Consider the following 21768-nt stretch of genomic DNA (forward strand, 5'->3'; position numbering starts at 1 on the left):
CGTGTAGGCATAAAGCTGGACGAGAATCTCTTTGGTTTCGTTTATGGTGAGTCCTGCATCAAGACCCTGATTCAGGGCTGCATTCAGCTTATCCATCTGACTGCTGGCCATCGATGCCGCAATCAACGGGATGGCCTGTTGGCGGGCTGACAGCGTATCTGAAACGGTTTGTTCGTGGTTCATTTCTGAGGCTCCTTTGTTGACGGGTGCAGCATGTGCCGCGAGACCAGAACCAAAGGTCAGCAGCACTGCTGCCGCTAATGCTTTAATGGGCGTGGTATTGTTCATCTGTCACTTTCTCCATCCAGTTAACGCTTTTGCCATCCACAATCCCGGTTATCGCCAGATGCGTCATCGCGCTGCCGGGTGCCGCCCCGTGCCAGTGTTTGACGCCCGCCGGGCAAGAGACAACATCACCCGCGCGGATAACCTGCACCGGCTGGCCTTCTTGTTGGGTCAGCCCGATACCTGAGGTCACAATCAGCCGCTGACCTGCCGGATGCGTATGCCAGGCGGAGCGGGCACCGGGTTCAAAGGTGACATAAGCCCCGGAAACACTGATGTCGTTATCCGGCTTGAAGAGCGGATCAACCCGGACGCGACCGGTAAAGTTCTCGGCTGGCCCGAACACCACGTTCTGACTTCCGGCGGGGGCGATATGGACAGCGGGATTTTGCTCCGCTGCCCGTGATGAAAAGGTGAAGAGGGGCAGTAACAGCCCGAGGTAACGTAAATGTCCGATCATGCAAAGCGTCCTTATCAATGAAGAGGGGATTGCCTGCGATGATTTTATCGGGGGGGTGATGACGTCAGGCTGACGCCCCCCTGACAATTCTGTCAGTTAAACCGGGTCCCGGCTCAGCGCCGGATTGAGCATTGCCCGCCGCTTTATCCGCTTGTATTGCAAAGGTGAGGCCAAATGTATTGATGCCACCTTCACTACGCGCAAAGACATCTCCCCGGTGCATAATGGCGACGGCACGCACGATCGACAGGCCCAGCCCATGATGGGTATCACTCCTGGCCCGGGAGGTGTCAACGCGATAGAACCGCTCGAAAAGCCGGTGTAAGTGCTCTGGTGATATCGGATCGCCAGGGTTTGAAACTTCAACACAGGCCTGATGACCTTTTTCGCTTAACCGCACCGTTACCCTGCTGCCGGAGGGTGAATGTCTTGCGCTGTTTTCCAGTAAATTAGCCAGTGAGCGGTGGAACAGCCGCCGGTCGATGTGCGCGGTGACATCCCCCTCCACATCCAGAGAAAGCTGTTTTTCCGCAAAAGAGGGTTCCACATACTCCGCTGTTTTCAGGGTTTCTTCCCGCAGGGAAACCTGCGTAAGCTGGGAAGCATGTTCACCTGCATGAGCATGAGACAGGAACAGCATGTCGTTTACGATTGACGTCATACGCTCAAGCTCCTCGAGATTGGAACCCAGTAACTCTTCCAGTTCTTCATGCGAACGCCGGCGTGAGAGACCCAGTTGCGTCTGACCGATAAGGTTTGTCAGCGGAGTACGGAGTTCATGCGCAACATCGGCGTTAAAGCTTTCGAGCTGACGCCAGGCGATTTCCTGACGTTCCAATACGCCGTTAAATGATGAGGCTAACTGCTGCAATTCTTCAGGCAACGCGCGGGTATTCAGGCGCTGACCATGATCCCCGGGAGCGAGATGTTCGGCCTCTTTACTGAGTGCTCCAACGGGACGAAGACCGATCCTTGATACGATGTATCCCAGCAAGGCGACAATCACGACGCCCAGTGCGGCTATGATTAGCAGCGTCCGGGTGAAGGCATTCAGTGTGCCCATGTACGGCGTGGAGTCGATGGCAACCACATAGCGCAGCGCAGGTCTTTCAGCATTGGCAGGGATGGTTTTCACTAACAGGAATAGCGAGCATGCACCTTCCGATGCGCCGGGCACTTTATTAAAGCCTTCCTGCAAAGAAGACCACTGAACACCCACGGGTGGCGTTCCCCCCATGCTAAAGCGCGGGTTATCGCTCACTATCCAGTAGCGAACGCGCTCACCTTCAGAATTGGTTAACACAGTGAATTTATTGGCAAGCTGTGACCAGCCGTCCGCCGAGGTTCGTGCGGTGATCCACGGACTCATTAATGATTCCCGGAACAGCAGTTCGTTATGCATCTGCTTTTGCAAAGAGTCATGTAAGGAGCTTCTGAGCAGGATGCCGATAACGGATACAATCAGCAGCGCGGATAAGGCAAACATCAGCGCCAGATGAACGGAGATGGAACGCTCAGGCATGCTTATCCCCTTCATTTATTCGGACCGGACTTCGAGGACATAACCCATGCCACGGACGGTATGCAGTAGTTTGATATCGAACGGGGCATCCACTTTGGCTCGCAGACGTTTAATGGCGACTTCAACCACATTGGCATCGCTGTCAAAATTCATGTCCCATATCTGCTCAGCAATCATCATCTTTGACAGAATCTCACCCTGATGACGGGACATAAGACTCAGCAGGGAAAACTCTTTTGCGGTAAGTTCCAGTCGCGTTCCGGCGCGAAAAACGCGGCGAGCCAGTAAGTCGAGGTGCAGATCGTGAATTTGCAACTGGGTGATGTCCGCGCCATCCGTAGCGCGGCGGCGCACCAGTGCCTGAATGCGCGCCACCAGTTCAATAAGCGAAAAGGGCTTGGGAAGATAATCATCCGCGCCAAGGCGCAGCCCTTTGACGCGCTCATCGACCGACCCCCGTGCAGAGAGCATCAGCACCGGCGTCTGTTTGACAGCCCGCACCCCCTCGAGAACCCGGTAGCCATCCATCCCCGGCAGCATGACATCCAGGATTATCGCGTCGTAGTCGAACTCCAGCGCGTAATGAAGACCTTCAGCGCCATCTGCAGAAACATCTACCGTAAATCCGGACTCACTCAACGCACGGTTGAGATAGGTTGACGTTTTTTCTTCATCTTCGACTAACAACAGGCGCATAACGGGACTTCCTCTTAACTTTTCATCGGTGCTTCAACATCGGAATAAACCTGCACAGCATCCGGCAGACGTTGACCCTGGATAGTGATGGCATCCAGTGAGCGGGTACCCGCCCCGGCGACTAACAGCTTGCGTCGTGCTGGCATTGTTGGGTCATTCTGCCTCCTGATTGCCAACATAAAGCTGACAGTTACCTGACAGCGTTGTCAGAAACACTTACCCATCGCAGTCCCTTTCCTGACGAAAATGTTATTTCCCCGTCACGATGCTGACAGCCCTCTCTGCCTACTCTGAGCCTGCAAATTTGATTCCGCGAGCCTGCATAACCAGGCCAACACTCATCGGGAAAGACCATGAAATTTACGCTTATCAGTGCAATGCTAATCACGGCAATGGCCGGAGCCACCTCAGTCAATGCGGCTGATTACAAAAAAAATCCATTCACACTCGTCTATGACGGTGCCATCACTGAGAACGTCAAAGGCAAGGTCAACATTCATCCGGTGAAATACGATCTGCATGGCATCCAGATTGCGGCGAATGTCTATACCCCTGCTGACTACGATCCCGCCAAAAAATACCCTGCGGTGGTGGTTGCACATCCGAATGGCGGCGTAAAAGAGCAGGTCGCAGGTTTGTATGCCCAGCGTCTCGCAGAGCAGGGCTACATCACGATTACCGCCGATGCGGCTTATCAGGGTGCCAGCGGTGGTATGCCTCGCAGCGTGGATAAACCGGCTAACCGTATTGAGGATGTTCACGGCATGGCTGACTACATCAGCCAGTATCCTGGTGTGGATACCGCCCGCCTTGGTCTGCTGGGTATTTGCGGAGGCGGCGGGTATTCACTGGTTGCCGCCGAGACGGACAAGCGGTTCAAATCGATAGCAACCATCAGCATGTTTAACTCCGGGCTTGTGCGCCGCAACGGTATGCAGGATTCACAGCGGGATACTCTCCAGCAGCGTCTTCAGCAGGCTTCTGACGCACGTGCTCAGGAAGCCGCCGGAGGAGAAGTGCTTTACTCCGGCGATGCCAACCTGACGGATGAACAGATTGCTAAATTACCTTTTGCCTTGTATCGCCAGGGCTACGAGTACTACTGGAAAACCCACGCGCACCCGAACTCCACGTTTAAATACACCACCAGCAGCCTGTTAGATTTGATGAACTTTGACGTGACGGACCATATCAATCTCATCAATAAACCGCTGCTGATGATTGCCGGTACAAAAGCGGATACGCTCTATATGACTGAAGATGCGTTCGCGAAAGCCACCGGTACGAAAGACAAAGAACTCTTCCTGATCGAGGGCGCTACCCATATCGAGGCGTATTGGGTACCTAAATACGTAGACCAGGCAATGCAAAAGCTGGACGTCTTCTTCGATAAGAATATTTAATCAGCCCCCGCTGATGCCCCGGCCGTGCAGGCCGGGGTATGTCCATTAGCTGTAGCCACTTTCCGCTAGCGTATTCACACAACAGACCCAGATTAACGAAGTTGCAGTGAAAGATAATTGCGCTGCTTAGATAGGCGCTATGAATAGAATTCATAGACCTCATCTGGAGCAGAGAATGAAAATGATAAGCCTGACGTGAGAGAAACAGCGAGCCGGGTGAATTCCGTTCCCTGATGATAGCCATCAGGGCGATTCAACGGCTGGGGTATTCATTTAAGGGGGGGGGCGGTGAAGTGTCGTACACCGGGACGGTTTTTCATGCTAATTCGTTGAACCTGAATCCTATAAATAATCGCCACGATGCAAGAAAAGCAAAAAGCCCGCTTCAGTTTCCTGAAGCGGGCTTTTCTAATTTGGCTCCTCTGACTGGACTCGAACCAGTGACATACGGATTAACAGTCCGCCGTTCTACCGACTGAACTACAGAGGAATCGTGTGAACGGGGCGAATAATAGCGACTGCCCCGTGGCATGTCAAAGGGTTAAGGAAAAAAGTTGTCTGACTGTTTCCTTAATATCCAACCTGTTGACTATTAAGACAAAGTGATTAAAACCTCGGCTTTTACTTCTCCGCACCGGCGTGGTATCTCCCGATGCTGCACTAAAAGCACACATAAGTTGCCTGATTGTTGTGCAGCGGTTATCGGGAAAACCCGCGCGGGGAAATATTACGCCCGGCTTTTGACCTTCCTGCGCCATAAATCCGTCACAAACTCAGATCTGCTGCACAAATTTCACTCATTTCCCAGAATTGGCACACCCCGTGCATTGTTATTTTACTAACAGCAGCTAGTTTTTTGACAATGAAGCAACAAGAGGTTAACCGATGCAGCCTGCTCAGGATGTGATTTCACAGATCGAAGCCTCGTTTGCCGGTCAGACGCCAACGGGCAAACGCATCGCCGGTTATCTGCTGGCGAATCTGGCGCAGATCCCGTTTGAAACGGCGGACAGCATTGCGCGCAGTGCCGCGACCAGCGGGATTTCAGTCGGCCGCTATCTGCGCAGTCTGGGCTATCGCAATCTGGATCACTTCAAGCAAACGCTGCGTCTGCAAAGCGGCACCTCCTATCAGCCGTGGGTGGTGACCGATCGTCTTGGCGCTTACCGCGAACGCAGCAAACAGCCGCAGCAGGAAAAACTACAGCAGTCGCTGGCGCTCGAACTGGAAGCCATCAGTCACGTTTACCAGCTCGCACAGACTGACAGCTTTGCGCAGGTCAGCCGCCGTCTGGCCGATGCGGAAGCGGTGTTTATCCTCGGCATACAGTCGGTGCGCGGCATTGCCAATAATTTCTCCAGTTATCTCGAATACTTGCGGCCAAAAGTGTATTTCGCCGACGGGCTTTCCGGCACTTATGTGGAATCCCTCAACTCAGAATTTGCGCAGCCGTATCTGGTGGTCACTGACACCCGCGCCTATTCAAAAATGGCGCAAACCTATTGTGAAGCGGCCTGCGAGCGCGGCCTGAACGTGGCGCTGATCACTGACATTTATTGTCCGTGGGCGCGCGATTATCCGGTGGATCTGTTGCAGGTAAAAACCGACACCGGCCAGTTCTGGGACTCGATGGCGCCGCTCAGCTGCCTGTTCAATCTGCTCTGTTCGGCGGTGCTCGAACTGCGCGGTAACGAAGTGGAACAGCGGCTGGCCAACAACCGGGTACTGCAAAAACAGCTTGGGCAATTTGAATCGTAATTTCACTGCAAAGACAGGAACGGAAAGATATCCATCATGACCATCAATACGAAAACACCTGACATCGCGCTGACGGATCTGGCTGAGCTTCTGCCGGATGCCGTGATCGACCTGAAATACGCCACGGCAGATAACCTGACCGGTCAGCCTATTTACCGCGAATCACGCTGCCTGCTGCATCCCGATGCGGCGTCGGCACTGGCTCGCTGTCACGAGGTGGCAAAACTGGCCGGGTTCGGGCTGAAAATTTATGACGCTTACCGGCCGCAGGCGGCGCAGGCCTGTCTGTGGGCGGCATTCCCGAATCCGGATTATGTGGTGGATATCAAACTCGGATCCCATCACAGCCGCGGCGTGGCCGTCGATCTCACCCTGCTGGATGAACAGGGTGAGGTGGTGGATATGGGCGCGGGCTTTGATGAAATGACCGAGGTGTCGCATCCGTTTTATCCCGATTTACCGCCACACATTCAGCGTAACCGCTTGTTGCTCAATGCCGTGATGGCGGCGGGCGGCTTTAAAGGTATCACCAGCGAGTGGTGGCACTTCGAATTACCGGATGCCAAAACGTATCCGTTGTTGGAAGAGCGGTTCGGCTGTTATCCGCCGGTCAGTGCCGCGTAATCATTGCACGTCTCTTATCCCTTTTTTGACAGAGCCAGGAGTTCTCCGATGAGCAACACAGCAATTAACACGTTCCGCAAAAATACCAAAACACAGATCGCCGGTGCCCTTTTACTTGCCTTGTCTGGCCTGAGTGTTGCGGCGCAGGCGGCCGTGCCGAAAGACATGCTGGTGATCGGCAAAGCGGCGGATCCGCAAACGCTGGATCCGGCAGTGACCATTGATAACAACGACTGGACGGTCACGTATCCGGCGTACCAGCGTCTGGTGCAGTACAAAACAGAAGACGGCAAAGGCTCGACGCAGGTGGAAGGCGACCTGGCGGCAAGCTGGACAGCCTCGCCGGATCAGCTGGTGTGGACGTTCAAACTCAAACCGGGCGCGAAATTTGATGACGGCACGGAGGTGAATGCCGATGCGGTGAAATGGTCATTTGACCGCCTGATGAAAATCGGTCAGGGGCCGTCGGAAGCATTTCCAAAAGACATGACCGTGACGGTGGTGGATCCGATCACCGTGACGTTCACGCTGAAAACGCCGTTCGCACCTTTCCTTTACACGCTGGCGAATGACGGCGCAGGCATCGTCAACCCGGCAATTGCCAAAGCCAATCCGGCCGATGAAGGCAAGGCGTGGCTGGCAGGGCATACCGCCGGTTCCGGCCCGTATAAGCTGGATCGCTGGCAGAAAGGGCAGCAACTGGTGCTGGTGCCGAATCCGCATTACAGCGGCGCGAAACCTGCGTTCAAACGCGTGACGGTGAAAATTATCGGTGAGAGCGCCAGCCGCCGCCTGCAACTGTCGCGCGGGGATCTGGATATCGCCGATTCCCTGCCGATGGATCAGCTGGCCGCGCTGAAAAAAGAAGACAAAGTGGCGGTGGAAGAATTCCCGTCGCTGCGCGTGACCTATCTGTATCTCAACAATGCTAAAGCGCCGATGAATCAGGTGGATTTACGCCGCGCGATCTCCTCTGCCGTGGATTATCAGGGCATGGTGAAAGGCATTCTCGGCGGTAACGCCAAACAGATGCGCGGGCCGATCCCGGACGGCATGTGGGGCTTCGACCCGACGGCGAAACAATACAGTCTGGATCTGACGCAAGCCAAAGCCGATCTGGAAAAGGTCAAAGACAAACCACAGACGCTGGATTTCCTCTATTCCGATAACGATCCGAACTGGGAATCCATCGCGCTTTCCGTGCAGGCCAGTCTCGGTCAGGCCGGGATCAACGTGAAGCTGGAAAAACTGGCTAACGCCACCATGCGCGACCGTATCGGACAGGGCGATTACGACATCTCCATCGGTAACTGGAGCCCGGACTTCGCCGACCCGTACATGTTTATGAACTACTGGTTTGAGTCCGATAAGAAAGGGCTGCCGGGTAACCGTTCCTTCTATTCCAACCCGGACGTGGATGCGTTGCTGAAAAAAGCCGTGTCAGTCACCGATCAGAAACAGCGCACTGATTACTACCAGCAGGCGCAGAAAATCGTCATTGACGAGGCGGCGTATGTCTATCTGTTCCAGAAAAACTATCAGGTGGCGATGAACAAAGACGTCAAAGGTTTCGTCTTTAACCCGATGCTGGAGCAGGTGTTTAACGTGGGGCAAATGCATAAGTAAAACAGCAACATCATTCACGAAACCCCTTTTCGAAATTAAAGGGGTTTACGGGGAAAAACACTATGACTTTTTGGACTTTGATCCGACAACGCTGCTGGGGGCTGATTCTGGTGATGGCGGGCGTTTGCGTTATCACTTTTATCATCTCGCATATGATCCCCGGCGACCCGGCGCGGTTGCTGGCGGGCGATCGTGCAAGCAATGAAATGGTCGAACATATCCGTGAACAACTGGGGCTGAACCAGCCGCTGTACGTGCAGTTTTTCCGTTATGTCAGCGATTTGCTGCACGGCGATTTGGGCACGTCAATCCGTACCGGGCGTCCGGTGCTGGAAGACCTGAAAGCCTTCTTCCCGGCGACATTAGAACTTGCGGTCAGCGCGCTGTGTCTGGCGATCGTGTTCGGCATTCCGCTGGGCGTGCTGTCGGCGGTGTATCGCAATAAATTCCCGGATCATCTGGTGCGTCTGCTTTCCGTACTGGGCATTTCCACCCCGGCGTTCTGGCTGGGGCTGGGCGTCATCATTCTGTTCTACGGCCATCTGAACCTGCTGCCGGGCGGCGGAAGACTGGATGACTGGATGGATCCGCCGGCCAATATCACCGGTTTTTACGTCCTCGATTCCCTGCTGACCGGTAATTGGGAGGCCTTCTGGAACAGCCTGCAACATCTGGCGATGCCTGCGCTGACCCTGGCGTTTGTGCATATGGGCATTGTGGCGCGACAGATCCGCTCGGCAATGCTCGAGCAACTGAATGAAGACTATATCCGTACGGCGCGGGCTAACGGGTTGTCGCGCTGGCGGGTGATCCTGAGTCACGCCTTGCCGAATGCGCTGATCCCGTCGGTCACCGTGCTCGGGCTGGCGATGGGCGACTTACTTTACGGCGCGGTGCTGACCGAAACCGTCTTTGCCTGGCCGGGCATGGGCGCGTACGTGGTGAACTCCATTCAGGCGCTGGATTTTCCGGCGGTGATGGGGTTTGCGGTGGTGGTGTCGTTCGCCTACGTCATCGTTAATTTATGTGTGGATTTACTGTATGTGTGGATCGATCCGCGCATTGGCCGTGAGGGGTGAGGCATGTCTGTGATTGAACCGGGCGTCAATAATCATCGGGCCGACATCGTGGCCCCGGACGTCAAACCGCGTTTCGCCAACGGGCGGCGCACCTTCCATTTACTGAGCCGCAGCCCGCTGACCCTGCTGGGGCTGGCAATCATGCTGATCGTGCTTTTCATCATGATCTTTTCGCCGTGGCTGGTGCCGCACGATCCGAACGCCATCAACCTGACCGACCGCCTGCAGGCACCTTCCGCACTGCACTGGTTTGGTACCGATGAAGTCGGACGGGACCTGTTCAGCCGCGTGCTGATTGGCAGCCAGCAATCCGTGGCCGCCGGGCTGGCGGTGGTGATCATCGCGGGGACGATAGGTTCGCTGCTCGGCTGCTTTTCCGGCGTGGTCGGCGGGATGGTCGACGCCCTGATTATGCGCTGCATGGATATCATGCTGTCGGTGCCGTCGCTGGTCTTAACGATGGCGCTGGCCGCCGCGCTCGGGCCGAGCCTGTTTAACGCCATGCTGGCCATTGCCGTGGTGCGCATTCCGTTTTATGTCCGGCTGGCGCGCGGTCAGACGCTGATGCTGCGCCATCAGGCTTATATGCAGGCCACGCGGACGTTCGGCGCATCCCGCTGGCATCTCATCACCTGGCACGTACTGCGTAATGTGATGCCGCCGCTGGTGGTGCAGGCGTCGCTGGACATCGGTACGTCGATTCTGATGGCCGCGACCTTAGGTTTTATCGGCCTTGGCGCGCAACAACCGACCGCCGAGTGGGGCGCGATGGTGTCCAACGGCCGCAATTACATTCTCGATCAATGGTGGTATTCCGCCTTTCCCGGCGTGGCGATTCTGATCACCGCCACCGGTTTTAACCTGTTCGGCGACGGTCTGCGCGACCTGCTGGATCCGAAAAGCAGAGGGCGCTGAGATGACGGAACAAACCCCTGCGCCGGTACTGGAAATCGACCATCTGCAACTGGTCTTTCCGGTGTACGGCGGTGAAGTGAAGGCGCTGAATCAGGTGTCGCTGACCGTCAGCGCCGGAGAAATCGTCGGCGTGGTCGGCGAATCCGGCTCGGGCAAATCGGTCACGGCCATGATGGCGATGCGTCTGTTGCCGCCCGACGGGTTTACCGTGACCGGCGGCGCGTTACGGCTGCTCGGCACCGACGTGGTTAACGCCACGGAAGACCAGATGCGTAGCCTGCGCGGCGCGCGTGTGGCGATGATTTTTCAGGAGCCGATGAATGCCCTGAATCCGACGCGCAAAATTGGCCGTCAGATGTGTGAAGTCATCTGTCTGCATCAGAAACTGAACAAGGCGCAGGCATGGCAAAAAGCCATCGGCCTGTTGCAGGACATGCAGATCGCCGATGCGGAGCAGGTGATGTCGCGCTATCCGTTCGAACTGTCCGGCGGTATGCGTCAGCGCGTCCTGATCGCCATGGCGTTTTCCTGTGAACCGGAACTGATTATCGCCGACGAACCGACCACGGCGCTGGATGTCACCGTGCAGCGTCAGGTGCTGCGTTTACTCCAGCGCAAGGCCAGGGCCAGCGGCACCGCCGTTTTATTTATCACCCATGACATGGCGGTGGTGTCCCAGCTGTGCGACCGGGTGTACGTGATGTACGCCGGGCATGTGATTGAAAGCGGCAATACGACGGATGTGATCGACACGCCGTCGCATCCGTATTCCATCGGATTATTACAGGCCGCGCCGGAGAACGGCGAGCCGCGCAGCCTGCTGAAAGCCATTCCCGGCACGGTGCCGAATCTGGCAAAACTGCCGCAGGGTTGTGCGTTTCGCGGGCGTTGCCATCATGCCGATGACCAGTGCATACAGACACCGGCGCTGGCCCCGCTGCCGCATTTCCCGCAGCAATCGGTGGCCTGCTGGCATCCGCAACGCCATGCCGGTGAAATCCACATTCAACGTATTGAGGAGCATTCCTGATGATGGCAGAAGCCCTGGTTGAACTGCAGGATGTGCGCGTCCGCTTCCCCGCAAGCTATAACTGGCGCGGTAAACCGACCAGTTATGTGCATGCGCTGAACGGGCTGGATCTGAATATTATTCGCGGCGAAACGTTAGGCATTGTCGGGGAATCCGGTTGCGGTAAAAGTACGCTGGCGCAGTTGCTGATGGGTTTACAGAAGCCGAGCAGCGGAGAAGTGCACCGCGCGCGGCATGACAATTCCTGGTTCGGTTCAGGCATGCAAATGGTGTTTCAGGATCCGCAGTCGTCGCTGGATCCACGTCTGCCGGTCTGGCGAATCATCACCGAACCGGTGTTTGTGCAGAAACACAACAGCAGCCGCGAACGCCGCGAACTGGCTGCGACACTGGCGGAACAGGTGGGGATCCGCAAAGAATACCTCGACCGTCTGCCACATGAATTCTCCGGCGGTCAGCGCCAGCGTATTTCCATCGCCCGCGCCTTGTCTTCCGAACCGGACATCATCGTGCTCGATGAACCGACCTCGGCGCTGGATATCTCGGTGCAGGCGCAAATCCTCAATTTACTGGTAGAACTGCAACGCCAGCGCAACCTGACCTTCGTGCTGATTTCCCATAACGTGTCTGTTGTGCGCCACATGAGTGACCGCGTGGCCGTGATGTATCTGGGGCAAATCGTTGAGCTGGGCGCAGCGGAAAAAGTCCTGTCCGAACCGCAACATCCCTATACCCGTCTGCTGCTGGATTCTGTGCCCCGCGCCGGACGTCAGCTTGATGAGGGGATCGTGGATAAAAAAGGTGAATTACCCGGCAACCGCAACCTGCCGATGGGATGTTATTTCCGCGAACGTTGCCCGCTGGCAGGTGACGGCTGCCAGATGCCGCAGGAACTGGTCTGCGGGGCAGGCGGGGTGGTCGCGAGATGTCATCGGGTTATGCCGGAGCGGGCATAGTTTTTAGCTCCTCCCCCTGCGAAGGGGGAGGCGGGGAGGGGGTTTTAATGGCGAAACGATTATTGAAGTATCCACCAGGTAAAAACGTGCCAAAGCAAACGTCAACATTTTGATTTTTCTTTAATACCCCACCCCAGCCCTCCCCTTCGCAGGGGAGGGAGTTGACCGGTTTTCTCCTCCGCTCAGGTGAGAAAGGGACAACTTATTTTCGTAAAAGATCCACTGTTTTCCCCCAGTCAAACGGCTCCAGATCCGAATACCTGAGGCCCTTCGCGGCCAGCGCATCCACCAGCCCTTGCTGGGCCAGCACCGTGCCGGAACTCATATCCGGGGCGACGCCGACGTCTTCCAGCGTTTTCACCACTTCGCGCATTTCCTCGGCGCGGCGTTTGCCGTGTTCGGCGATGCGGCTGATCAGGTAATGCGGAAATTGCGCATCCCAGCCCAGTGACGGAAAGCTGGCGTGCAGCGAGGCGAGCACTTCATTCTCTACGCCGTACTGACGCGCCGCGCTCAGGCATTCGGCAGTCAGCGCTTCCAGCCCTTTGATCATCACGCTGCGACACATTTTGATCGCCGACGCTTCGCCGACGACGTTGCTGTGAACCTTGCTGTTAAATCCCTGCTCGTTAAGCCATTCGCTGACGGCACGGGCATGGATGCCACCCAGCAACAGCGGGGTTTTCAGTCGGGCAGGCGGATAGGGGGCCATCACGGCGACGTCAATGTAGTTACCGCCCGCCTGTTCGATTTCTGCCATGGCGGCGCGTTTGGTGTGTGGCGAGACCGAATTCAGATCGAGAAACAACTGCTGCGGGCCGATGTGCTGCGCGACGGCGGTGGCGACGTTCAGGGATTCTGCGGCGGTGACAGCAGAAAAGATGATCAGACTGCCCTCTGTCGCTTCCTGCACGGACTCCGCAAAGCGGACACCGGCGGCGCGGGCGCGCTGGCGAATGACGTCGCTGTCGGTCTGCTTATCAAACGCCACAATCTCCAGTGCCGGATGGTGCTGTTTAAGGTCGGTGGCGAGGATAGTGCCCACTTCGCCGAGGCCGATAAGGGTAATGCGGGTGATGTTATTCATGATGAGATCCCTGTTGATCGTCCTGATGTCCGTTCCAGACGCTGGCGGGGATGGCGACACGGCCATCAAAAATCAGCCGCGCGGTGCGTAACAGTGCGCAGCCTGCCAGTCGTTCTGCACCGGTCCGGGTCGGATCGAGTTGTAATTCCACGCTGAATTCGCCGGTCGGATGTTCGACGCTGAGTAACGGCGTATTGCCGGAAGGCGTATGTGCCAGCCCGTCGGTGATGCTGCCGGGGATCAGGCAGGCGCTGGCGACACTGACCGCGCCCAGCACGCCGATGGAGGCGTGACAGCGGTGCGGAATGAATGTCCGGCTGGAAATGGCACCGCCGTTTCGCGGTTCGGCAATCAGCGTCATTTTCGGCACAGTGCGCTGCGTGACATCGCCGAGATTCATTTTTGGCCCGGCCTGCAAGCGAATGGATTCGAGGCGTTTTTTCAGTTCCGTATCGGCATCAAGTTGTTCACGGGTTTCATAACCGCTGCGGCCCACATCGGCGGCGCGCAGCAACACTACCGGCATGCCGTTGTCGATGCAGGTCACCCCGATGCCGTCGAAGGTATCGCGCGGATTGCCGGTCGGCAGCAATGCGCCGCAACTGGAACCGGCGATATCGGCAAATTCCACGCTGATTTTGGCGGCGGTGCCCGGTACGCCATCAATGCGTAAATCGCCCTGATAGCACACCTCACCGTCCTGCACCGGCACATAAGCCGTCGCCATCTGACCGGTGTTTTCCATAAAAATCCGTACCGGCGTGATGCCTTCCTGCGGGCGGATTAATTGCCGTTCGAGGGCGAACGGACCGACAGCCGCCAGAATATTGCCGCAGTTTTGCCCGTAATCCACCCCCGCGTTATCGACGTTAACCTGCGCGAAAAGATAATCGACGTCGGCATCCGCACGGGCGGAAGGGCGGATAATCGCCACCTTGCTGGTCAGCGGATCGGCACCACCGAGGCCGTCAATCTGGCGCGGATCAGGCGATCCCATCACCGCCAGCAGCACGCGGTCGCGCAGATTGTCGTCTTGCGGTAAATCATCCGCCAGAAAGAACGCGCCTTTTGAGGTGCCGCCGCGCATCAGCAGGCAGGGAATTCGGGTCTGTGGCATATCAGCTCCTCAGCGTTTTTCGGCCTGTTCCAGTTCTTCGGTCGAATCGAAATACGTCAGACCTTTTTCTGCCAGACGCGGGCGCATGTTGTAGATATCCAGCCCCAGTTCGCCGTCGGCCATTCTGGCCCGCTTACCTTCTTCCAGCGCTTCCCGCTCGCGGCTGGCCTGGACCACCTGCGCCACCTCTTCGCGGCGTACCACCACCACGCCGTCATCATCGGCCACGATGGCATCGCCCGGATACACCAGCTGTCCGGCACAGACCACCGGCACGTTCACGGAGCCGAGCGTTTCCTTGATGGTGCCCTGCGCATGAACCGCCCGTGACCAGACGCGGAAACCCATATCGCGCAGCGTTTTGGTATCACGCACGCCGAGATCGGCCACCAGCCCGACCACGCCGCGCGATTTCAGCGAGGTTGCCAGCAAATCACCGAAGAAGCCGTCGGAACACGGCGAAGTCGGCGCGACCACCAGAATGTCGCCCGGCTGACACTGTTCCACCGAGACGTGGAACATCCAGTTATCGCCCGGTGCCGTCAGCACGGTGACGGCGCTGCCGGAAATCGCACAATCCTGCTGGATCGGACGGATACCGGCATCCAGCAATCCTTTGCGGCCCTGCGCTTCATGCACCGTCGCCACGCCGAAAGCCGCCAGCGCCGATACGTCAGTTTTATCTGCCCGTGGGATATGGCGAACCACGACGCCTTTTTTGCCGACCAGACTCATGCTAAATCCTCCGTTACGCGCGGGAAGATGCTCTGATAGCCTTCGCCGTAAACGATATTTTTGGCGCTGGTGATCCCGACATTACGTTTGGCCTGCACGCCGCGCTGCTGGGCGACGCGGGTGTAGTATTCCCACAAATGTTCCTGACCGGCCATGCACTGAATGGCCTGATATTTTTTGTCCCAGACGTCGGTGATATCGAGCAGCACGTCGGGTTTCCACTCACATTGTTCCGGCTGATGCGGCTCAAAACAGTAAACCGGCGGCGCACCGACGATGGTTTCGCCCGGCCGGTAGCCTTCCGCCTGCGCAATGATGCGGGCTTCCTGCGCCAGATGGGTCGCCATCGGGTGATCGTAGTTGTACGGGTCTTTCAAAGAATGGGTCAGCACGAAATGCGGCTGCACGCGGCGGTAAACGTCCGCCAGACGGAACAGTGAGTCTTTGTCGGCACGCAGCGGATAATCGCCCATATCGAAGAACTCGACAGTGGCGCCCAGGATTTCGGCGGCGGCCATGGCTTCTTCACGGCGTGATGCTTTGACAATCTCTTCGGTCATGTTGCCCTTGCGCCACAATTTTGCGGATTCACCGCGTTCACCAAATGACAGGCAAACGATGTGCACGGCATAACCGGCCTGCGTATGTTTGGCGATGGCACCGCCCGCGCGCCAGACGAAATCGGCGGAGTGGGCACTGACGACTAATGCACTTTTGGCGTTCTCTTTTTTTGGCTGAGTCATGAGGATGTCCTTGGTTTTTGTTCTCAAAATGTCTGAGTTCCATGCTGTCAGCCTCAGCCTGCGGCGGGTAATTCATTTGATTGCACGGGGTATGCGTTTTATTTATATTGCGGGGAGACGTCACGCAAAAAAACCAGAAGGGAGAAGGGGATGGCGCAGGATGAGATGCTGAGTAACCTGATGCAAATACGGGCTTTTTGTCAGGTGGTCGATCAGGGGAGTGTGTCGCGCGCGGCAGATGAACTCTATCGCACGCAGTCGGCGGTGACGCGGGCGATCCGCGATCTGGAGCAATTTCTGGATGTCCCGCTGTTTGAGCGCCATGCCAACGGCATGTTGCTGACGGATTTCGGTAAATGCGTGCTGCCCCGCGCACGGCGGGCGATTGCCGAGCTGCGGCAGATCCCGTCGCAGCTGGCGAAATTACAGGGCAAAAGCGGGCAACGGCGCTTCGATACCGAACCCTTGTATCTGTTTAACGTCCGGCGGCTGCAAATTTTTATCTCCCTGTGCAAAACGCGGCATATGCAAACCGTCGCCACGCTGCTGGGCCTTAGCCAGCCCGCGGTCAGTGCCGCGCTGAAGGTGCTGGAAAACGGTGCCGGTGTCGCGCTGCTGGAGCGCACACCGCATGGCATGATGCCGTCGCTGGCGGGGCAGGATATCGTGCCGAACCTGCGCCGTGCGCTCAACGAACTGCGTCATATTCCTGCGGATATTGCTGCCCGTCGCGGCGTGCTGGAAGGTACGGTTCAGGTCGGGGCGTTGCCGCTCGGACGCACACGCTTACTGCCGCAGGCGATTATCGGCCTGACGCAGCGGTATAACGGCGTCAAAGTGGTGACCAATGAAAGTGCTTTCAGTGCGCTGGCATCCGAACTGCGATCCGGCGAAGTGGACTTTATTTTCGGCGCGCTGCGTTCCAGCGATTACGCGGCGGACATGACAACCGAAACGTTGTTTACCGAAAGCATGGTGATTCTGGCGCGAAAAGGCCATCCGCTGCTGGCAGAAACCGTCACGCAGGAACATCTGCGCGAAGCGCGCTGGGTCCTGCCGCGTGCGGAAACGCCAGCCCGACGTCTGCTGGATAACAGCTTTGCGGCGATGAATATGCCGCCGCCGGATCCGGTGGTGGAAAGCGGCGATTTGGGGATTGTGCGCGGCTTGCTGCTCGGTTCAGACATGCTGGCGGCGGTATCCGCGCGTCAGCTCGAGCATGAACTTGAATCCGGTGAACTGGTGAAACTGCCGCTGGAACTGGCCGATACGCATCGCGCCATCGGCCTGACATTCCGTGCCGGGAGTTTGCTGTCACCGGCGGCACACGCGCTGGTTGCTGAAATTCGGAAGGTGTGCGCTCAATAATACCCTCGCCGGGTTTTGCCTTTGCTCCTCTCCTTCACTGGGGAGGGAGCCGATTGAGCCATACTTCGGGCTTTTGCTTTAGCTCCTCCCCCTGCGAAGGGGGAGGCGGGGAGGGGGTTTTAATGACAAAACCACTGCCTGCGGAAACATCAACTTCATGATTTTGCTGTAATACCCCACCCCAACCCTCCCCTTCGCAGGGGAGGGAGCGGATTGTGCCACACTTCGGGCTTGTGCCTTTGCTCCATCCCCTGCGCAGTTGAGGGTGTTAATCACTTATTCAGATTCACCACAGCTTGCCTGATCGCGTATTCATAGCCCTGAATGCCGAAGCCGCAGATCACGCCGACGGAAACATCGGAAAGAAATGAGTGGTGGCGGAAGGCGTCGCGTTTGTGCACGTTGGTGATGTGCACTTCGTACAGCGGCAGGCTGACGGCAGTCACCGCGTCACGGAGGGCGACGGAGGTGTGCGTCCAGGCCGCGGCGTTCAGCACGATCGCGTCCACCGTTCCACGGCAGGCCTGAATGCGGTCAATCAGATCGCCTTCGTGATTGGTCTGAAAGAACTCGATTTTTGCGCCGCAGCTTTCGCCGGTCTGACGGCACAGCTTTTCAATGGTTGCCAGCGTGTCGTGGCCGTAGGTTTCCGGTTCGCGGGTGCCCAGCAGGTTCAGGTTCGGGCCGTTAAATACGGCAATGTTGTAGTTCATCGGTGCCATCCTTTTTTAATAATCCGTAAATCCAAACAAATCTTTCGGCGTCTGCCACAAAATCTGCTGGCGGACTTTTTCGTCAGGGAATAATTGTTCAACCAGCATCAGCAGCGTGCCGAGATCCATCCGGTGCTCTGCGCGCAGAAACGGCCAGTCGGATCCCCACAGGCAATGCTCTGCACCAAAGGCGTCGAGCAGGGCATGCTGATAGGCGTGTCCGTCCTGATAGGGGAAAGGCTGGCGGCTGAATTTCGCCAGGCCTGAGAGTTTCACCCAGGTGCGTTGCTGGCTGGCAAGGTTGAGCAGCGCCTGAAAAGCAGGCTGATGCAGGCCCTGTGTGACATCCGGACGCCCGGAGTGATCAATCAGCAGCCGTGTTTTGGTGCGGTTAATCAGCGGCAATAACGCCAGCAGCTGATCGTCCTGCACCTGAATGGCGGCGAACATATCGAGTTCGGCCAGTCTCCCCATCAGGTTGTCAAGATGCAGAAAGGGCGTCGTACCCAACATCGCCACATTCATGGCAATGCCGACCACACCGGCCTGTTTCAGACTGGCGAGCCGTTCAGTGCTGATATCAAAAGGCACCACGGCGATGCCTTTGAAACGTCCGTTGCCTTGTGCCAGCGCATCCAGCAGACACGAACTGTCGGTGTTATAACCCGACGTCGGGCCGACAATCAGCGAATGGCGGATGTTGTATGCCTGCATTACGGCGCGGTAATAATCGGTGGTGCCAATCTCGTGCCCTTCCGGACGATAAGGCGTGTCCGGAAGGTACGGGAAGCGCGCCGGATCAAACACGTGATGATGTGTGTCGATCTTGGGTTGCTCAAAAATCGTCATGCTTTCGCTTTACCTGCTACTGAATAGAGAACTTGTTGATTGCGGGTTTTCTGGAATTCTTCCAGCGTTTCGCCGCGCATCGCGGAATAAATATGTAAGTTGGAGACACCGACCACCGCGCCCAGTTTTTCCAGCAGGAAGAAGCTGACGCCGTAATGGATCATGCCGCGCCAGTCGAGTTCGCGCAGAAGTTGTTGTTCCTCTTCGGTCAGCTTGTTTTCGGCAAACAACGCGTGCTGATCGGTAAGGAAACGCGCGCGCCACGCAGGCTGGATCAGGCGGTGCAGGAAACGGTTAATGCGCAGTGCTTTCAGGCTGCGTGCCTGCGTGAACGGATAGGTGCCCGGCAGCTTTTCGACGCCCGCCATCTGTTGCGCGATTTTGTCACGCTGGCGCTGCTGCACGTCATACGGCGCTTCGCGTGACTGGTTCTCGAGGATCAGCGTGGCAATGCCGGTCATCGACGGCAGGTAATACGCCTGATGCAGTTTCTTCACATTGGCCGACAGCGCCCCGCGCATCACCAGCCACATGATCACTTCCGCGCCTTCCATACCGCCTGATGTGGCAAATTCTGCCAGCGTCATTTCTGTGAGACGTTCCGGGTCGTTGACGATCATATCGACAAACTGCTCATCCCAGTCCGGGTTGTTAAAGCCGCAGCGTTCGCCGTGAACCTGATGCGACACACCGCCGGTCGCGACAATCGCCACGTTCAGATCTTCCGGAAAACTTTCAATCGCCCGGCGCAATGCCTGCCCGAGTTTGTAGCAACGACGGGCGGTCGGAATAGGGAACTGCAACACGCCGATTTGCAGCGGGACGATCTGCGTCGGCCAGCCGCCTTCGTGCGGTAACAGGGCGGAAAGCGGGGAGAACAAACCGTGATCCAGCGGCTTATCCTGGAAGAAGGACATATCGAATTCGTCCGCCATCAGGCTGGCACCGATATGCTGAGACAGCGCCGCATGGCCTTTGACCGCAGGCAGATCGCGCGGACCACCGCCTTCGTCAGCCACTTCATACTGCTCGTCGATCCCTAAGGTAAACGCCGAATAGTGGTCGAAAAAGAACGAGGTCACATGGTCGTTAAAAATGTAGACCAGCGCGTCGGGTTTCTTTTCCTCGAGCCATTTTTGCATCGGTGCGAAACTCTCGAAAATCGGTGCCCAGGCGCTTTCTTCCTGCTTGTTATGGTCAACCGCAAAACCGATAGTCGGGGTATGTGAAACCGCTAAACCGCCAATGATTTTCGCCATCTTAAATCCTCAATACTTTTGTAGGGTAATCGCGGTGCTGTCACCGCGTCATGATTTTTATGTTGATGAACAGGTTTCTAATTATTAGGAGGCTAATCCGGAGATTAGCGGATATTCATGGTGCGCGACAACTCCGGGATGTCAGTAATATCAACGCCTTTGATCATCTCGGCCGGGTGTGCCGCACGGTGTAAAAGGATGCTCAGGCCAGCCAGCAACGCAGGCAGGGCCAGAATAATAAAGATCATGTTTTCGCCGGAGAAAATGCCCAGCAGGATCCCGCCCATGGACGAGCTGATGATGGCACCGCTGCGCCCGATGCCGTGCATCCAGCACACGCCGGTGGCACGCATTTCTGTCGGGTAAAAGGCCGGGGAAAATGCCTGCAAACCGGTTTGCGCGCCGTTAATGCAGACGCCGCTGATGAACACCAGCAGGGCAAGAACATCCGGGCCGAAGTTGCCGATGCCCTGTGACAGCAGGCTGACCATGCCCATCATGTAGAAACCGGCAATCACCCGTTTGGCGGTGAATCGGTCCATCAGCCCGCCAACCATCAGGCCGCCGAACGTGCCGCCTAACTGGAACAAACCGGCGACGATGGCCGCACGCTCCAGCGAGAAACCGCCGTTGCGCATGATGGTCGGCAGCCAGCCGTTCAGCAGGTAAATCACGAACAGCCCCATAAAGTAAGTGACCCACAGCACAATCGTGCCTTTGGCGTAGCCGTTGGTGAATAACTGGAAGACTTTGGCTTTCTTCTGAATCACCGGTGCCTTGAGCACGAATTTGGTGCCTTCACTGAACACGCCACCGGCGCGCGTCAGCACTTTGGCGATTTTCTCTTTCGCCACATCGCGCACCACCATGTACATCGCCGACTCCGGCAGGATCCACAGCAGCAACGGCAACATCAGTAACGGCACAATCCCGCCGGCAAAAATCACCGCTTTCCAGCCGAAATGCGGCAGCAGACCGGCGGCGACAAAACCGCCCGCACCGGAACCCACGTTAAAGCCGCTGTACATCACGGTGATCATCAGGCTGCGGCGGCGTTCGGGCATATATTCCGACACCAGCGTGACGGTATTGGGCATCACCGCGCCTAAGCCGAGGCCGGTGAGAAAACGCAGAATTGCCATTTCCATCGGCGTGCGGGCAAAGGTGCTCAGCAGGCTGAACAGGGCGAAACACAAAATCGACCACATCAGCACCCGTTTACGGCCAAAGCGGTCCGCATTCGGCCCGGCAATCAGTGCGCCGATCGCCACACCAAACATCGCCGCGCCTAATATCGGCCCCATTTCCGCGCGGCTGATGCCCCAGTCTTCGATCAGCGCCGGGGCGATAAAGCCCATGACGGCGGCGTCGTATCCGTCGAACATGATGATGATGAAACACAGGGACAGAACCACCCATTGATATTTCGATATCGGGCGTTCGTCTATCCACGTTTTGACATCCACGATGGTGTTGTTGCTCATAGGGTACGCTCTCTGTTTTTTTTATTAATATGTGATCGGATTAAAACTTTGAAGAAAAT

At 56.9% G+C, this 21768-nt stretch carries 22 protein-coding genes and 1 tRNA gene; 9 read left to right on the top strand and 14 right to left on the bottom strand.

All coding sequences use genetic code 11. From position 1 onward, the window contains the following. From EYY67_RS08345 to EYY67_RS24820, 5 genes are all read right to left on the bottom strand, one after another. On the bottom strand, positions 1 to 288 hold a 288-nt coding region (locus EYY67_RS08345), incomplete at its 3' end, for a carboxymuconolactone decarboxylase family protein (RefSeq protein ID WP_479725247.1). After that, positions 266 to 745, bottom strand: a complete 480-nt coding sequence (locus tag EYY67_RS08350; protein ID WP_095921605.1) for a (R)-mandelonitrile lyase — start codon at positions 743 to 745, stop codon at positions 266 to 268. The genes EYY67_RS08350 and EYY67_RS08345, both read right to left, overlap by 23 nt. A gap of 64 nt (positions 746 to 809) precedes the next feature. Beyond that, positions 810 to 2267: a heavy metal sensor histidine kinase gene (locus EYY67_RS08355; RefSeq protein ID WP_131693303.1), complete on the bottom strand. Its 1458-nt coding sequence runs from the start codon at positions 2265 to 2267 to the stop codon at positions 810 to 812. Positions 2268 to 2282: 15 nt separating this feature from the next. Then, positions 2283 to 2963 (bottom strand): heavy metal response regulator transcription factor, encoded by a 681-nt coding sequence (locus EYY67_RS08360; RefSeq protein WP_095921607.1) that lies wholly within the window; start codon positions 2961 to 2963, stop codon positions 2283 to 2285. A 14-nt stretch (positions 2964 to 2977) separates the two neighbouring features. Further along, entirely contained in the window at positions 2978 to 3109 is a 132-nt protein-coding gene (locus EYY67_RS24820; protein ID WP_267890962.1) for a hypothetical protein, read from the bottom strand. 207 nt (positions 3110 to 3316) lie between these two features. Here EYY67_RS24820 and EYY67_RS08365 point away from each other — a divergent pair, with 207 nt between their 5' ends. Continuing rightward, entirely contained in the window at positions 3317 to 4366 is a 1050-nt protein-coding gene (locus EYY67_RS08365) for an alpha/beta hydrolase (RefSeq protein WP_131693304.1), read from the top strand. Between the two features lie 414 nt (positions 4367 to 4780). Here the strand turns inward: EYY67_RS08365 and EYY67_RS08370 are convergent. Beyond that, positions 4781 to 4856: transfer RNA gene (locus EYY67_RS08370), tRNA-Asn, on the bottom strand. A gap of 395 nt (positions 4857 to 5251) precedes the next feature. Here EYY67_RS08370 and EYY67_RS08375 point away from each other — a divergent pair. From EYY67_RS08375 to EYY67_RS08405, 7 genes are all read left to right on the top strand, one after another. Further along, positions 5252 to 6124, top strand: coding sequence for a MurR/RpiR family transcriptional regulator (locus EYY67_RS08375; RefSeq protein ID WP_119823046.1), 873 nt, complete (start codon positions 5252 to 5254; stop codon positions 6122 to 6124). 36 nt (positions 6125 to 6160) lie between these two features. Beyond that, the gene (gene ddpX, locus EYY67_RS08380; protein WP_195816934.1) at positions 6161 to 6748 is read left to right on the top strand and encodes a D-alanyl-D-alanine dipeptidase; all 588 of its coding nucleotides are present in this window, start codon (positions 6161 to 6163) and stop codon (positions 6746 to 6748) included. A 48-nt stretch (positions 6749 to 6796) separates the two neighbouring features. Further along, a complete protein-coding gene (locus EYY67_RS08385; RefSeq protein ID WP_131693305.1) occupies positions 6797 to 8374 on the top strand; it encodes an ABC transporter substrate-binding protein in 1578 nt (525 codons plus the stop codon). 62 nt (positions 8375 to 8436) lie between these two features. Beyond that, entirely contained in the window at positions 8437 to 9453 is a 1017-nt protein-coding gene (locus EYY67_RS08390; RefSeq protein WP_095921612.1) for an ABC transporter permease, read from the top strand. A gap of 3 nt (positions 9454 to 9456) precedes the next feature. Then, a complete protein-coding gene (gene ddpC, locus EYY67_RS08395; RefSeq protein ID WP_162928571.1) occupies positions 9457 to 10368 on the top strand; it encodes a D,D-dipeptide ABC transporter permease in 912 nt (303 codons plus the stop codon). Position 10369: 1 nt separating this feature from the next. After that, positions 10370 to 11398 carry an ABC transporter ATP-binding protein gene (locus tag EYY67_RS08400; protein WP_095921613.1) on the top strand — a complete coding sequence of 343 codons (1029 nt, stop codon included), beginning with the start codon at positions 10370 to 10372 and terminating at the stop codon, positions 11396 to 11398. Then, positions 11398 to 12354 carry an oligopeptide/dipeptide ABC transporter ATP-binding protein gene (locus tag EYY67_RS08405; protein ID WP_095921614.1) on the top strand — a complete coding sequence of 319 codons (957 nt, stop codon included), beginning with the start codon at positions 11398 to 11400 and terminating at the stop codon, positions 12352 to 12354. The genes EYY67_RS08400 and EYY67_RS08405 overlap by 1 nt, the downstream gene beginning before the upstream one ends. A gap of 202 nt (positions 12355 to 12556) precedes the next feature. On the opposite strand, the gene EYY67_RS08410 is transcribed toward EYY67_RS08405, so the two are convergent. Genes EYY67_RS08410 through galB form a run of 4 tightly spaced genes read right to left on the bottom strand, consistent with a single transcriptional unit; the run spans position 12557 to position 16036 of the window. After that, complete coding sequence (locus EYY67_RS08410) at positions 12557 to 13441, bottom strand: DUF1932 domain-containing protein (protein ID WP_119827394.1); 885 nt, start codon at positions 13439 to 13441, stop codon at positions 12557 to 12559. Beyond that, positions 13434 to 14558: a 4-oxalomesaconate tautomerase gene (locus EYY67_RS08415; RefSeq protein ID WP_119827392.1), complete on the bottom strand. Its 1125-nt coding sequence runs from the start codon at positions 14556 to 14558 to the stop codon at positions 13434 to 13436. The genes EYY67_RS08410 and EYY67_RS08415 overlap by 8 nt, the downstream gene beginning before the upstream one ends. A gap of 9 nt (positions 14559 to 14567) precedes the next feature. After that, positions 14568 to 15293, bottom strand: a complete 726-nt coding sequence (locus EYY67_RS08420; protein WP_095921617.1) for a 4-carboxy-4-hydroxy-2-oxoadipate aldolase/oxaloacetate decarboxylase — start codon at positions 15291 to 15293, stop codon at positions 14568 to 14570. After that, a complete protein-coding gene (gene galB / locus EYY67_RS08425) occupies positions 15290 to 16036 on the bottom strand; it encodes a 4-oxalmesaconate hydratase (protein WP_131693306.1) in 747 nt (248 codons plus the stop codon). Before galB ends, EYY67_RS08420 begins: the two co-directional genes overlap by 4 nt. Before the next feature lie 150 nt (positions 16037 to 16186). Between galB and EYY67_RS08430 the strand changes: the two genes are divergently transcribed. Then, positions 16187 to 17404 carry a LysR family transcriptional regulator gene (locus tag EYY67_RS08430; RefSeq protein WP_131693307.1) on the top strand — a complete coding sequence of 406 codons (1218 nt, stop codon included), beginning with the start codon at positions 16187 to 16189 and terminating at the stop codon, positions 17402 to 17404. A 272-nt stretch (positions 17405 to 17676) separates the two neighbouring features. On the opposite strand, the gene aroQ is transcribed toward EYY67_RS08430, so the two are convergent. The 4 genes from aroQ to EYY67_RS08450 form a co-directional block, all read right to left on the bottom strand. Further along, the gene (gene aroQ, locus EYY67_RS08435; protein ID WP_095921620.1) at positions 17677 to 18117 is read right to left on the bottom strand and encodes a type II 3-dehydroquinate dehydratase; all 441 of its coding nucleotides are present in this window, start codon (positions 18115 to 18117) and stop codon (positions 17677 to 17679) included. A gap of 15 nt (positions 18118 to 18132) precedes the next feature. Further along, positions 18133 to 18966, bottom strand: a complete 834-nt coding sequence (locus EYY67_RS08440) for an amidohydrolase family protein (protein ID WP_131693308.1) — start codon at positions 18964 to 18966, stop codon at positions 18133 to 18135. Further along, the gene (locus EYY67_RS08445) at positions 18963 to 20225 is read right to left on the bottom strand and encodes a gallate dioxygenase (RefSeq protein WP_095921622.1); all 1263 of its coding nucleotides are present in this window, start codon (positions 20223 to 20225) and stop codon (positions 18963 to 18965) included. The genes EYY67_RS08440 and EYY67_RS08445 overlap by 4 nt, the downstream gene beginning before the upstream one ends. Positions 20226 to 20329: 104 nt before the next feature. Beyond that, a complete protein-coding gene (locus EYY67_RS08450) occupies positions 20330 to 21709 on the bottom strand; it encodes an MFS transporter (protein ID WP_095921623.1) in 1380 nt (459 codons plus the stop codon). Positions 21710 to 21768: the final 59 nt, after the last annotated feature.

Source organism: Rahnella victoriana (assembly GCF_004330295.1).
Classification (GTDB): domain Bacteria; phylum Pseudomonadota; class Gammaproteobacteria; order Enterobacterales; family Enterobacteriaceae; genus Rahnella; species Rahnella victoriana.